2 protein-coding genes (1 of these 2 only partly in view) are annotated in these 16,508 nt (G+C 46.7%); both read left to right on the forward strand.

The window, feature by feature from the left end; translation table 11 throughout:
• Positions 1-3,646, forward strand: the final stretch of a protein-coding gene (locus BTA30_RS01250) for an SDR family NAD(P)-dependent oxidoreductase (protein WP_094777259.1). Its footprint begins 10,085 nt before the window's first position; only the last 3,646 of its 13,731 coding nucleotides appear in the window; its start codon lies off the left edge, out of view; its stop codon occupies positions 3,644-3,646.
• Positions 3,647-3,661: 15 nt separating this feature from the next.
• On the forward strand, positions 3,662-16,480 hold the full coding sequence (locus BTA30_RS01255) for an SDR family NAD(P)-dependent oxidoreductase (RefSeq protein ID WP_076758255.1): 12,819 nt from the start codon (positions 3,662-3,664) through the stop codon (positions 16,478-16,480).
• Positions 16,481-16,508 lie beyond the last annotated feature (28 nt).

Below are 16,508 nucleotides of genomic sequence, written 5' to 3' on the forward strand. Positions count from 1 at the left end.
ATCAATGAGAGATTTCGCAGATTCCAATAAAGATATCAATCTGGATGATATGGCATATACCCTTCAGACTGGCCGGGAACCGATGGATTACCGAATGGCATTTTTGGCTGATTCGAGAGAAGCGCTTATGAAAACTCTTGAAGACTATATTGCAGATATTCCCAATACAGAAATTTATGCTGCGCATGTCAAAACGAAGAAAAGCGAAATGAAAGTATATGAAACAGATAAAGATGCCAAAGCCCTGCTGGAAACATGGATTGAGAAGAAAAGGCTGGAGAAGCTGGCGGAATTATGGGTAAGAGGGCTGCGGATCGATTGGAACGAGCTTTATAGCGATCACATGCCTCACCGAATCAGCCTGCCTGCTTATCCGTTTGCAGAAGAGTACTATTGGCTCCCAAACGAAGATGCCGCAGCAAAAGACAGCCGTTCGGCATTGCAATCTGCTGCACCGATGACGACACACTGCTTTTTACAAAAACAGTGGCAGCATTGCCCGGTTACATCAGCAGAACGTAAAAGCCAAACGGTTGCCATATTGGCAAACGCCGAGACCATGACATTAGCCAGCGAGCTTTCCGTGTATTTCTCGAACTATCGCATGATTGACAGCCGAGAGCTTAAGCATTTATCAGACGCCGACTTGGAAAATGTCGGCGGAGCAGTGGATCTGATCGGCTGCGGAATGAGCCATGAGCAATCGATAAGCTGGATCAGTTGGCTGCAAAAACTGATTGAGCATGGCCGTAAAAAGAAGCAAGATTTGACTGTCTTGTGTGTGACGAAGGGGCTCGAGTCTTACGAAAATAAGGCTGTTAATCTGTCCGGTGCTTCCCGGGCCGGTTTATACCGAATGCTTCAAAGCGAATACAGTCACCTTACATCAAGACATATGGACACAGATCATGTAACAGCCGAAAAGGAGCTGGCCAGACAGATTACAGATGAGTTTTATGCTGACAGCACAGACACCGAAGTCTGTTATCGAGGCGGGCGGCGTTATCGCGCATATTTGGAAGAGCGAACAGCAGATGCTGTTGATCAAGAGCGATTATCGTTTCCGTCAGACCGGGTGCTGCTGATTACAGGCGGGACAAGAGGACTTGGATTCGTGTGTGCGCGTCATTTTGTGCAAACATACGGGGTGAAACGATTGGTGCTCACCGGCCGTGAAGAGCTGCCTCCGCGTGAACAGTGGGATTCGCTCAAAGAGAAAAACACGCCGCTTGCTCAGAAAGTGAAAGTCATCCAAGAGTTGGAAGCAATGGGCGCCCAAGTACAAGTGCTGTCCCTTCAGCTGTCCGATCCGCTTGCTGTCAAACAGAGCATCGAGACGATTCGGCATACAATGGGATCAATTGGCGGAGTGATTCATTGTGCCGGGACAGTGAATAAACATAATCCGGCGTTTATAAGAAAATCAGCAGAAGAGATACAAGACGTACTGGAGCCGAAAGTCGATGGGCTTCAAACATTATTTGACCTGCTCAAAGATGAACCGCTGCAATTTTTTGTTTTATTTTCATCAGTATCAGCCACCGTTCCCGTGCTTGCAGCCGGACAAGCTGATTATGCGATGGCGAATGCTTTTATGGATTATTTTGCAGAATCCCGTAAAGGTGAATATCCGATTGTCAGCATTCAGTGGCCAAACTGGAAGGAGACCGGCTTAGGCGAGGTTCGAAGCAAAGCTTTAGAACAGACCGGACTAGTAAGCTTGAAAAACGAAGAGGGATTGCAGCTTCTGGATCAGATCCTTTCTGAAAAACGGCAAGCCGTCGTCCTGCCGGCGCTGCCCAATACAGATGTATGGCAGCCGGACAAGCTCATGCGCCATTCTCTCACAGCTAAGGCGTTTCCAACTGCTGAGGCAAAAGAACAAGACAGCGCTCAAAACTTGTTCCGTGAAACCGTTGAATGGCTTGTGACTATTTTTTCTGACGAGCTAAAGATAGGCGCTGAAGACCTTGAAACCGATGAGCCTTTTCAAGAATACGGAATAGATTCGATTATTTTGGCTCAGCTATTACAGCAGATCAATCAAAAGATAAAAGGAGATATTGATCCATCTATTTTATTTGAATATCCGACAATAGAATCTTTTGCAAAGTGGCTGGTATCTGAATGTGAATCCGCCTTACCGGATGTTGTACAACCAACTGCCTCACAGAAGCCTGCTGCGGCGTCATTGCCACTCGATCAGGCTTCTGCGGCGGAACAGCAAACACAAAAGGGGAATGATGTAAAACCGGCGCTTCATGCAGAAGACATCGCGATCATTGGCCTGACATGCCGATTTCCCGGCGCTGAAACGCTTGAGGCATACTGGGATTTAATACGTGAAGGTCGGTCAGCGATCAAACCTGTGCCGCCTGAACGCTTTGGTCATTCAAGCTCTTATTATGCCGGGGTCATTGAGGATATGAACCGATTTGATCCGGATTTCTTCCTGATGTCCGATGATGATGTCAGAGCAATGGACCCTCAGGCTTTGGCTGTATTGGAAGAAAGTCTGAAACTGATGTACCACGCCGGCTACACTGAAAAGGAAATGAAAGGCATGCGGGCTGGTGTTTATATAGGAGGACGCAGTCAGCACAAACCTGAACAGTCCAGTCTTTCAAAAGCGAGAAATCCGATTGTGGCCGGGGGGCAAAACTATTTAGCCGCTAATATTTCACAATTTTTTGATTTGCGGGGACCGAGTATCGTGCTGGATACAGCTTGTTCCTCTGCATTGGTCGGCTTGAATATGGCCATTCAGGCTTTACGAAGCGGAGATATCGAGGCAGCGGTTGTCGGCGGTGTCAGTTTGCTTGATACAGATGCGCATCAAATGTTTCAGGAGCGCGGACTTTTATGTGAAAAGCCGTCTTTCCATGTATTTGACAAGCGGGCAGAAGGCGTCGTTTTAGGAGAAGGCGTGGGAATGGTATTAGTCAAAACAGTCAGCCAAGCGATTGAAGACGGAGACTCTATCTATGCTGTCATTAAAGCCGCGGCTGTTAACAATGACGGAAGAACGGCAGGCCCGTCCGCACCGAATCTTGAGGCGCAAAAGGACGTGATGCAGTCTGCGCTTGAAAAAAGCGGAAAAAAGCCTGAAGAAATCAGCTATCTTGAAGCAAATGGATCAGGCTCCGTAGTGACGGATTTACTTGAGCTTAAGGCGATTCAAGCCATTTACCGTTCCCGCTGCAAAGCTCCACTAGGAGTGGGGTCGGTTAAACCGAACATCGGCCACCCATTATGTGCAGAAGGGATAGCGAGCCTAGTTAAGGTCGCTTTGATGCTGAAACATAGACAATTGGTTCCGTTCCTGTCAGGAGATGAAAAAATGCCGCACTTTAATGTAGAAGAAACGGATTTGTATTTTTGTAAAACGCCAGCCGCGTGGAAAGAGAAAATGCCGGCTGCGGCGATCAATTGTTTTGCTGATGGAGGAACGAATGCCCACCTGATTATAGAGGCCTGGGATGACTCGGCTGAGCGTCCAATCAGAAGAACGCCCCTGCCTCTCCCGGCATTACACCGGCGGCCCGTTTTAACAGAAAATCGAGCTGTATCAGCTGAAACCGTGCGGGGACAAGAGCTTTCAGATACGGGTGCTTCTAAAGAAATGTTTTGGAAAACTTTCAAATAAGAGAGGAGTGGGAATATGATAACTGAACAAATGCACATCTCGTTAAATAATCCTGTCATGTGCAATCACAAGGTATATGGACAAGCGTTATTACCCGGCCTTGCTTATATAGATTTGATTTATCAAGTATTCCAAGAACATGGTTACGCTTATCAAGAGCTTGAATTAAAAAACCTGACCATTTTTTACCCTCTGATCGCGGAAGCATCGTATGACATTGCCCTGACAATTCACGTGTCTGAAAGCAAAAAAGGGACATGGTCCGTCATCATCGACGGACAAAAACAGCATGGAGAGTCGTTATCGGACAAAAAACGATATGCTGCGGCTGAAATGCATCATCAAGAACCAGCTGTTTTCACGGAAAAGATTGATCTTAACCAATGGAAAAAAACGGCCGATAGAATTCTGAATCTCGATGACATCTATGATCAATGCCGCCGTCAAGATTTAGTGCATACAGGCATGATGAAAGCAGAAGGACAAGTATATGATACAAAAGAGGGCTCTTTGATTGATATCACTGTCGGACAAGAAGCATTGCTTCATTCTGAGGCTTTTATGTTTCATCCGACGCTCATCGATGCCAGCGGGTTAGGGTCAAGCACCCTGCTCTCAAAGGTAAATAAAAATGAACAGACTGTATATCTGCCTTTGTTTTACGAATCCTTTTCAGCTTCAGAGCGATTACAAAAAGAATGTGCGGCGCGAATTCAAGCTTCATCCGTGCGTCAGAAAAACGAGCTCACTTATATGACGATTGAATATTTTAATTCATCCGGACAAAAAGTAGCCGAACTCAAAAATTTTGCAAGCAAGTCTGTCCGGGACGCGAAGGCCTTTCAGCCTGAAAAAGAAATCGATCAGCCCCAGGAAGAGAGACTGCTAAAAGAATCTTCTGTCTCTCATGACGCTGGCCGGGAATACAATGCGATTGAAGGTTTTTTACGTCAGCTGCTGGCTGAACAGCTTGAAAAACAGGCAGAACAAATGGATATCCATGCCGGCTACTATGAGCTTGGGTTAGATTCGCCGTCCCTGCTTGAAATGGTTCAGGCGATAGGATCTCAGATTGGAGAGGAACTCTCTCCCACGTTGCTGTTTGAATATACAACGATTGCAGAATTATCAGCGTATCTGGCTGAAAACTATTCGATTGGAGAGGCGGACGATGCTGTCCGCCAGACTCCTGCACCAAAGCAGGAGTCTTTAGATGCTGTCCCCTCTGCATCAAAAAAAGCGGAGGACATTGCGATTATTGGGATGGCAGGCCGTTACCCTAAAGCGAAAAACATACAACAATTTTGGGAAAATCTGAAGGCAGGTACAGACTGCATCAGTGAAATCCCGAACTCGCGCTGGGAATGGAAGGAATTCGAAGAGCTGACATCACCTTCTGGCAAGCCCTTCTCAAAATGGGGCGGGTTCATTGAGGATGCTGATTGCTTTGATCCTCAATTCTTCAGAATCTCTCCAAGAGAAGCGGAAACCATGGATCCTCAAGAACGCTTGTTTTTAGAGACGTGTTGGGAAGCTATTGAAGATGCGGGTTATACACCAGAGACAATTGCCGAACCGCGGGGCGAAAATAAAAGACGGCATGTCGGCGTATTTGCCGGTGTCATGCATAAGGACTACTCCCTTATAGGTGCGGAGGCTTTATCCGAACAGAATCCATTCCCTCTGTCACTGAATTATGCGCAAATTGCCAATAGAGTTTCTTACTATTGTAATTTCCATGGGCCGAGCATGGCGGTGGACACGGTCTGCTCCTCCTCCTTGACTGCTGTTCACTTGGCAATAGAGAGCATCCGAAATGGAGAATGTGAGGCCGCGCTGGCGGGAGGTGTCAATTTATCGCTGCATCCGGCTAAATATATCAGCTATGGCAGTGTTGGGATGCACTCTAGCGACGGCTATTGTCATACATTCGGCGAAGGCGGTGACGGATACGTTTCTGGAGAAGGGGTTGGAACGGTATTATTAAAGCCCTTGCGAAAAGCCGAACAGGACGGTGACCGGATTTATGCCGTCATCAAAGGAAGCGCCATTAATCATGTAGGCAAGGTAAGCGGCATTACGGTTCCGAGCCCTGTAGCGCAAGCCGATGTCATTGAAGCCTGCTTGGAGAAAACAGGGATCGATCCGCGTACGGTCAGCTATGTGGAAGCCCACGGCACCGGCACCTCTTTAGGAGACCCGATTGAAATTCAAGGATTGGTGAAGGCTTTCAGCCGGAATACGCAGGATCAGCAATTCTGTTCGATCGGTTCTGTGAAATCAAATATTGGTCATGCCGAATCTGCGGCCGGCATCAGCGGCTTAACGAAGACTGCTCTGCAGCTGCATTATAAAACGCTTGTGCCATCTCTGCACTCAGAAGAGCTGAATCCGTATTTGGAGCTGGAGCAATCACCTTTTTTTGTTCAGCATGAAACAAAGGAATGGCAGCAGCCCTCACTTTCAGAAAATGGCAAGGAGATCAAGTATCCCCGCCGTGCCGGTGTAAGTTCATTTGGAGCGTCAGGATCCAATGCGCATATCATTTTGGAGGAATACATCCCTGTAGAGAACGGCTCAGCCCCTGTTTCAGTGAAATATGAAGAGACTATTATTCCACTGTCCGCGAGAAATAAAGACAGGCTGCATGCTTACGCCGGGAAACTCCTTGAGTTTCTCCACGAGGACATGAATCTTTTGGAGCTTGCTTATACGTTGCAGGCAGGACGGGTGGAGATGGAGGAGCGGGCAGCCTTCATCGTTAAAGACATAAAGGATTTAACTCATAAACTTCAAGCATTTGTAAAAGGTGAAGAAGTCGATCACTGCTGGACCGGACAGGCCAAGGAAGGCCATGAGTTTGCCGGGACAAAATCGGAGGATTTGAAGAGCCTCGCGGAATCATGGGTTCAAGGAAAAAAGGTCGGCTGGGATGAACTATACAGCGATCGCAAGCCGCTAAAAATAAGTGTCCCAACCTACCCGTTTGCAAAAGAACGCTATTGGATTCCGGCACCTGAAACGAAAACCAGCGACGCAGCGAACAGTTCATTACATCCGCTGCTACACCGGAATACGTCAGACTTTACTGAGCAGCGCTTTAGCTCTAGCTTTACAGGCAAGGAATTTTTTCTATCAGATCATATTGTGCAGGGACAGAAAATTCTGCCGGGCGTTGCCTATTTAGAAATGGCAAGAGAAGCTGCGGAAAAAGCAGCGGGTGATCTGGAAGATGGACAAAGAGTTGTGTCGCTCAGAGACATCGTCTGGATTCGCCCTATTGCGATTGAAAGTGAACCAAAAGAGATACATATCGGCCTTTATCCTGAGGATAGCGGAGAGATTACCTATGAGATTTACAGCAAAGATGAAAATCCGATGATACACAGCCAAGGGAGTGCAATCATATCGGTTGAACCGAACACTCCTGTTTTAGACCTTCAAGCGCTGCAGGCGGAATGCAGTCTGGACACAGTGACGTCAGAACAATGCTATGCGGCGTTTCGGAAGATAGGGCTTGACTATGGCGAGGGCTATCAAGGGATTGAAAAAGTGCTTGTCGGACAAGAACAATTGCTTGCAAAAATCTCCTTACCTGCTTTTTTGGAAGACGGCAAGCAGCAATTCCTGCTTCACCCGAGTTTGATGGATTCCGCCTTCCATGCATCGATTGGTTTTATCGTAAGCTCAGTCAATAAGGATGCTCAAGCTCATAAGCCGTCTCTGCCGTTTGCGATGCAGGAGCTTAATATACTTGGCCCTTGCCCTTCTGACATGTGGTCTTATATTCGATTCAGTTCAGACAGTAAAGCAGAGGACAAAATCAGAAAGTACGATATTGATTTATGCGATGAAAACGGGAAAGTTTGTGTGCAAATGAAGGGTGCTTCCATTAGAGCGCTGGAAGGGGAACAGCAGTCACATGCAGTCATAGCCGCTAGTTCTTCACCAATAGGGCATACGATGATGATTCCTGTCTGGGAACCAGTTTCTCCGGATGCGGAGGGCGGCGGTGTTTCGGTTGCTGGTGAACAAGCCGTTTTATTAGGTGGTACTGAGAACGAACGGAAGTTAATGAAACAGCGCTATCCTCAGGCTCCCGTTTTGGATATCAAACCTGCAGATCACATTGATGCGATAGCGAAGAAGCTGCAAACGTACGGCAGCATTGAACATGTGATGTGGATTGCCCCGTCACACTCAGAGCATATGTTTATCGAAGGACAGGAAGAAAACGTTCTTCAAGTATTTAAGCTTGTAAAAGCACTTCTTCAATTAGGCTATGGCGGGAAAAAGCTGGAGTGGTCCATTGTAACCGTCCAAGCGCAGCCGATTACTCAATATGAAGCTGTCAATCCTGCTCATGCAAGCATTCATGGACTCACAGGCACAATGGCTAAGGAATACCCGCATTGGAAGATCCGCCTGATTGACCTTGAAGAAGGCTGCACTTGGCCGATCAAACAGATGTTTACACTCCCTGCAGATCGTCACGGACACGCTTGGGCCTATCGGAATCAGCAATGGCATCAGCAGCAATTGATCCCATATCAGCAATCTCCGTCAGATGACACGTTATATCAAACGGGCGGAGTGTATGTGGTCATCGGAGGTGCGGGGTACATCGGAGAAGCATGGAGTGAGTATATGATCCGCCGCTATCAGGCGCAGATCGTTTGGATTGGACGCAGTCAAATCAATGATGCCATCCAGGCGAAATTAAACCGTCTCTCAGCACTTGGACCTGAGCCTTACTATATTGCAGCCGATGCCGCGGATATCCATTCATTGCAGCACGCTTATGAACAAGTGAAAAAGCGCCATTCTCGCATTCATGGGATCGTTCATTCTGCAATGGTTTTATTTGAGCAAAGCCTGGAAAATATGACGCTGGAAGAATTCAGAACCGGACTGGCGCCGAAGGTGGATGTAAGTGTTCGTATGGCCCAAGTATTTCAGCAGGAGGATTTGGATTTTGTTCTGTTTTTCTCTTCGCTTGTGGCCCATATCAAAAATGTGAAGCAAAGCCATTATGCCTCTGGCTGCGCGTTCGCAGATGCTTTTGCTTACCGGCTTTCCCAAAGCTGGACTTGTCCCGTTAAAGTCATGAATTGGGGATATTGGGGGAACAGTGAAGCGGCCGGAGATGAAAATTATGTACAGCTCATGAATCAAATTGGCTTAGGCTTAATTGAACCTGAGGAAGGGATGAAGGCGTTAGAAGCACTGCTTTCAGGGCCTGCCAGCCAAACGGCTTTCATTCATACGACTAAACCTGTTGCAGTCGAAGGTGTGAATCAGAAGGAATTCATCACCCTTTATCCGCAGCACCCTTCGATAGACGCCGAAAGCTTGAAGAGGCGCCTGCCGGAAACAGAAGAAATAGAAAGAGTAACACACGAGGAGCTGGATGATCTCCTTTACAGAATTCTGTTAGCACAATTGCAGACGGCCGGGCTGTTTGAAGGTCATACATTATCGATTGAACGCCTTCAACGAAACAAGAATACTCGTGGATTTTATGAAAAGTGGCTCCGGCAAAGCGGCGAATTCCTTCTGCAGCATGACTTTCTTAAGAAAGATGGAGATTCGTTGGTGAGGAAGGGTAAGGCAGAGGATATAGATATGCTTTGGAAAGAGTGGGATACGAGAAAAGCGGAATGGCTCAAAGACAGCAATACAAAAGCGATGACCGTGTTAGCTGAGGCCATGCTGAAAGCATTGCCGGATATCCTGAAGGGGAAGGTGCCTGCGACAGATATCATGTTCCCGCATTCCTCAATGGAATTGGTGGAAGGTATTTATAAGCATAACCAAGTTGCAGACTATTTCAACGCAGTGCTTGCCGATACGTTGACGGCTTACGTAGATGAACGGCTGAAGCAGGACCCTAAAACCTCTATTCGCATTATGGAAATAGGGGCAGGCACTGGCGGCACGAGCGCGGGAATCTTTCAAAAACTGAAAACCTATCAAAATCATATAGGGGAATATTGTTATACAGATCTTTCTAAAGCGTTTTTGCTGCATGCAGAAAAAGAGTACGGGACGGAAAATCCTTACTTGACATATCAGCAATTTGACGTGGAAAAACCGATTGACCAGCAGGAAATCGAGGCAGGCGGCTATGACATTGTAATTGCCGCTAATGTCCTTCACGCGACGAAAAATATTCGTCAAACGCTGCGGCATGCAAAAGCGGTGATGAAGCACAACGGATTGCTGTTACTGAATGAAATGGCGGGAAACAGCTTGTTCCCTCATATCACCTTCGGACTGTTGGAAGGCTGGTGGCTGTATGAAGATCCTGCACTGCGAATTCCCGGCTGTCCTGGTCTATATCCAAACAAATGGAAAGAGGCATTAGAAAGCGAAGGCTTTGAATCCGTGTTCTTCCCGGCGGAAGCTGTTCATGACCTCAGTCACCAGATCGTAGCAGCCTCAAGCAACGGAGTGGTGCGCCGTATGGCTATGGAAAGTGTGCCTTCTGCAGAAAAGGATTTTTCTCCAACATGGAAGGAGCCGGCACCTGTCCAAAACATAGCTTCAGAGATAGGCGGACAATCAAATGATGCCGTCTTGATAGAAAAAAGCACCGAGTATATGAAAAAACTTATCGGAGAAACATTGAAAATACCTGCAAGTAAAATTGATTCATCTGAACAGCTTGAAAAGTACGGCATCGATTCTATTGTCGTTGTCCAGCTCACGAATACATTACGTAAGGAACTAGAACATGTGAGCAGCACTTTATTTTTTGAGTATCAGACAATAGACGCGTTAGTGGAACACTTAATCAAAACGAAAAAAGAAGCGCTCATGAAACTGACGGGTTTTGACCGTCAAGTGCAAAATGACAAGCCGATCACAATCAATAACGAATCGTCACAGGAGGCTGGGCAGGCGTTTAAAACAACCCAGCGCTATCGTAAGCTTGGCCGCAGCCGCGAGAAAGAAGCGCCATCGCCATCACAAGCTCCGGCCAGCCGTGATGTTGCCATTATCGGTATATCCGGACGTTATCCGCAGGCGGAGACAGCAGAAGATTTTTGGAACAATCTGAGAGAAGGCAGAAATTGTATTGAGGAAATTCCGAAAGACCGCTGGGATTGGAAAGCATATTACGATAAAGAAAAAGAGGGCTCGATTTATACAAAATGGGGCGGATTTATCAAAGGTATGGATACATTTGATCCTTTATTCTTTCAAATTTCTCCGCTGGAAGCAGAAAGAATGGACCCTCAGGAACGATTATTCCTGCAAACCGCCTATGCGAGTATTGAAGATGCGGGATACACGCCTGACACGCTCTGTTCAAGCAGAAAGGTCGGTGTCTTTGCCGGGGTCATGAACAAAAATTATCCTACCGGCTACGGCTATTGGTCCATTGCCAACAGGGTATCCTATTTGCTGAATTTCCAGGGGCCGAGCCTTGCAGTTGATACGGCTTGTTCGTCTTCTCTGACTGCGATTCATTTAGCGTTAGAAAGCATTTACAGCGGATCAAGCGATTGCGCCATTGCCGGCGGCGTCAATCTGGTTGTCGACCCTGTTCACTATCAGAATTTATCTGTCATGAACATGCTTTCTGCAAGTGACAAGTGTAAATCATTCGGTGATCACGCAGATGGGTTTGTTGACGGAGAAGGAGTGGGCGCTGTTATCTTAAAGCCTCTGCAAAAAGCAATAGAAGACGGTGACCATATTTACGGGGTGATAAAGGCCAGCTCCATTAACAGCGGAGGCAAAACCAACGGATATACGGTTCCAAATCCAAATGCCCAAGCCCGGTTGATTAAAGAAGCCATTCAGCGTGCCGATATCCCGGCCCGAACGATCAGTTATCTGGAGGCACACGGAACAGGCACTGCATTAGGAGATCCGATTGAGATTGCGGGATTAACAAAAGCGTTTGAGGAAGATACGCAAGAAAGACAGTTCTGTGCAATCGGCTCCAGCAAGTCCAATATCGGTCATTGTGAAAGTGCAGCCGGCATCGCCGGTTTAACAAAAATCCTTTTTCAATTTAAATACGGTCAAATCGCGCCATCATTGCATTCTGAGCGTTTGAACCCAAATATTGAATTCAGCCATACTCCGTTTATCGTTCAGCAAAAGCTCGGTGAATGGAAGCGTCCGATTATTGACGGACGGGAAGTGCCGAGACGCGCCGGATTAAGCAGTTTTGGCGCCGGAGGGTCAAATGCCCATATGATCTTAGAAGAATATATTCCGAAAATCGAGGCACAAACGCCTCAAGCTCATCCTCCTGCTCTGATCGTGCTGTCAGCGAAAAACAATGAACGGCTTCGAGAAAGAGCGGAGCAGCTGCTCTCCGCCGTTCGCGAAAAAAGGTACAGTGAAACAGATCTGATCCGGATGGCCTATACGCTGCAAACCGGCCGTGAAGCAATGGAGGAAAGGCTTGGCTTTATCACGGAATCAATAACAGATCTTGAGAGCAAGCTGCAAGATTTTATAGAAATGAAAGCAGATGACCTGTATCTCGATCGTATCGACGATAACAAACAAGCATTAGCTGTCTTATCAGCTGATGAAGATACGGAAAAAATGATAGACGCCTGGGTGAGCAAAGGAAAATATACGAAGCTGCTGGATCTTTGGGTGAAGGGCTTGTCTTTTGACTGGACGAAGCTGTACGGAGCCCATAAGCCGATCCGAATCAGCCTGCCGACATATCCTTTTGCAAAGGAACATTACTGGGCACAAGATGTTGAAAAGAGAACAACGTCCTTTGAAAACAATATAGAACAAGAAGAGGAAGAAAACTTCGAGGTTATGACTTTTAAAGAAGTGTGGACAGAGCGGCAGGCATCTCTCACATCGAAAAGCTTCAAAACGCTCGTCTGTTTTCTGACTGACAGTGAAGAGCAAAAAGCATTCGCTTCATCTGTGAAAAGCTTTGATCCAGAGACCAAGGTCATTTTTATTGCACAGGGCGAGATGTACGGGAAACAGTCTCCATACGCCTATCAAATTGTACGGCAAGACCCCGGCACTTTTGAGAAAGCCTTCCGGAGTATTCAGGAAGAACATGGTGAACCGGATGCAATCCTCTATTTGTGGGCGGCGGAGGACTCAAGCATTACTCAGGATTATTCCTGTGCAGTCTATTTATTGCAAGCCATGGCGGCCGCGAAGCTTCATCCTGCCCGGGTGTTATTGGCGGGATGTTTTGAAAACGGTCTTGACCGAAGTTATCTGGAATCATGGATTGGATTCGAACGTTCACTCGGGCTTGTCCTTCCGAATACGAAAGTGACAGGAATCTTTCAGGCGGCTGATCAACATCTAAAAGAATCAATGGACGATTGGACAAGTAAGATCTGGACGGAGCTGCAGGCTGCAACTGAACAAACGGTCTTGTATCAGAATGGGAAACGATGCGTATGTCAGATTGAACAAACCACGATACAACCAAACAACAGCAAATTGAAGTCCGGAGGGACGTACCTGATTACAGGCGGTTTAGGAGGTCTCGGTTATTTATTCGCTAAGCATTTAGCTGAAAACTATGCCGCAAACATCATTCTGACAGGGCGAACGCCTATCAATGAAGAAAAACAAAAACAATTAAAAGAATTGAAGGATCTAGGCGGCGAAGCCATGTATGCAGAGGCGGATGTGTGTGATCCGATCGCTATGGGAGACTGTGTGAAACGCGGAAAAGACAGGTTCGGCGCCATCAACGGCGTCATTCATGCCGCCGGTATCGAGAGCGAGTCTGCTATTTTTGAAAAAGAGATGGAAAGCTTCCGGCGCATTATTGAACCGAAAATCAATGGAACGATAGCGCTTGATGAGTGGCTTCAAAAGGAAACCCTTGATTTTATTTGCTACTTTTCATCGTCTTCCGCTATTTTGGGAGATTTTGGTTTTTGTGATTATGCGATAGGGAATCGGTTCCAAATGGCTTATGCACATTACAGAAACGAGCTTCATCACGGCAAAACGTTTGTCATCAACTGGCCTGTATGGAAAGATGGCGGGATGACAATCGGGGATGCCGAAACAACCGAGATGTACCTGAAATCAAGCGGCCAGCGCTTCTTAGAAGCGGATGAAGGCATCCGTATGTTTGAACACATCTTGTCTCAGGAGGATGCGCAGCATCTCATCATAGCCGGTCCGCCGAGCCGGGTCCGCCGTTTTTTAGGAATGACTGAACATACAATGCCAGAACCGGACATGATAGACCCTCCTGTACAAGAAACATCGGGTGAGATGAAGACGTTAAGCGTTGAAAAACGTTTGGAAATGGACTTGAAAGAGCATATTCACACATTGCTTAAGATTTCAAAAGACAAGCTGGACTTGAATAAGAACTGGGCCGACTTTGGATTTGATTCCATCTACTTGGCTAAATTCTCGAACGTGTTAACTAACCATTACAAAGTCGAGATAACGCCTGCTTTATTTTTTGGCTATTCGACTTTAAAAGAATTGATCCGCTACTTTTTAACGGATCATAAAGAGCTGATCGAGGAATTTTACCGGGATGACACAGCTGGCGTACAGAAGCAGCCTGAAGCTGATGAGCCTGTTCCTGCAGCCCCCAAGTCAGAAAACAGCAATAAAAGCGGCCGGCGGCATTACGCAGAGCCTATCGCCATTATCGGAATGAGCGGCAGGTTTCCTCAAGCTGATTCGGTTCATGAATTGTGGGACAATCTGAAACACGGGAAAAATTGCATTTCTGAAGTTCCGAAAGACCGCTGGGACTGGCGTGAAGTGAAAGGAGATCCAGAACAAGCAGTGCCAAGATGGGGCGCATTTTTGAAAGACATAGACCAATTTGATCCGCTGTTTTTTCACATATCGCCTAAAGAAGCCGAAAGCATGGACCCGCGCCAGCGAATTTTTCTGGAGGAAGCTTGGCATACATTTGAGGACGCAGGATATATGGGAAACCGGATTAAAGGAAAGTCCTGCGGCGTTTATGTGGGTGTGGAAGAAGGAGAATATGCGCATTTAACCGGTGAGACGGATTACATTACCGGCACTCAAAACGCCACATTGGCTGCGCGAATCGCATACGCATTAGATTTAAAAGGACCTAATATGGCGTTGACGGCGGCGTGTTCCTCAGGACTTGTAGCCATTCATCAGGCTTGTGCAGCCTTGCGTCAGGGAGACTGTGAAATGGCTTTAGCCGGTGGCGTCAGTCTGAATATTTCTCAAATGTCTTATGAGGCGCTGACACGAGCCGAAATGCTTTCTCCAGACGGAACATGCAAAGTGTTTGATCAGGATGCCAATGGGCTTGTGCCTGGTGAAGCGGTAGCAGCTGTACTGCTGAAACCATTATCAAAGGCAATGGAAGATCAAGATCACATTTATGGATGTATCAAAGCAAGCGGTGTGAATTATGACGGCAAAACCAATGGAATGACAGCTCCCAATCCTTTTAGCCAGACAGAATTAATAGAAAGCATTTATGAAAATTATCAGATCAATCCGCTGGATATTCAATATGTGATGGCGCACAGCACTGGATCAAATCTGGGAGATCCGCTTGAAGTCCAAGCATTAACGAGCGCGTTCAGCAAATATACGAAACAGAAGCAATTCTGCACGATCGGCTCGATTAAATCATTAATCGGACACACTTTTGCAGCTTCCGGTGTGGTGGCTTTGATCAGTATGCTGATGGCGATGAAAAATCAGACCATTCCGGCTACTCATGAATGCGAAACGAGCAACCCGTATATTCAGTTTAAAGAAAGTCCTTTTGTGCTGCACAAAGAGAATCAGCCATGGCTGAGAAAAAATCATAAGCCGAGGATGGGAACAATCAGCACAACGGGTATCAGCGGTACGAACGCGCATGCTGTCATTGAAGAATACATTCCGGATGAGCAGCCATACACGCACCCAGAGCCAACTGAACATCCGCAAGTCATCGTGCTTTCTGCTCAAAATGAGGATCGGCTTCACGATGCTGTTCTGCAAATGCTTGAGTATGCAGAGCATCATGACAACCTTTCTTTACCTGATGTTGCGTATACACTCCAGGTTGGAAGAAAAGCAATGGAAGCAAGACTGGCGATCGTAGTGAATCATCAGGAACAACTGGTGCGAAAATTGAAGGAATATGCAGAAGCGGTGAAGAATGGTGAATCATTCGGCCAATTTACATCCTTTTATACAGGGAATGTGGAAGACATTTCAGAAGAACGAGATGAAACATCTCTGAAAACGGTCGTCATAGAAAAAGATTTTAAAAAGATAGCAGATTGGTGGACGAAAGGAAATCAAATTTCATGGGAATTGCTCCATGAAGACAATAAGGTCCGTATCGTTCCGTTACCCGGCTATCCATTTGCAAAGGAACGCTATTGGATTTCATCAGATAACCAAAAACCAAATGCCATGAGGCTGTCGTCACAAGTCATCCAAAGTGAGACTGACGAGTCCAAGGAAGAGAAACACATTCAAGACATCATCGTACAATTTCTAGAACGAGAGCTGAGCCTGTCACGGCATCAAATCAGTTTCAAAAGGAACTTTCAGGAATATGGGATGGACTCGATTCTTGGCCGAAAGCTGATGCGTCATTTAGAAAAGACCATTCGGATCAAGTTGACCGGCCGGGATATCCTTGAATTCCAGACAGTTCAAGCACTTTCTGCTCATGTGGCTCTAAAAGCTGAAGGGCAACATCAAAGCGCGGCAGCCCCGCCGCAAAATCAAATGAAAAGCCTGTACACTGACGAGCAGATCATCGGTTTGATGCAAGAGGTGGCGCAAGGAAAATTGGATTTTAAGAGTGTGCAAAACATCATAGAAGGGAGTAAATCGTATGAATCATAAAGAAATTCTCGATGCCTACAGATCAGGA

It is taken from the genome of Bacillus swezeyi, from assembly GCF_001969815.1.
In the GTDB taxonomy this organism is placed as follows: domain Bacteria; phylum Bacillota; class Bacilli; order Bacillales; family Bacillaceae; genus Bacillus; species Bacillus swezeyi.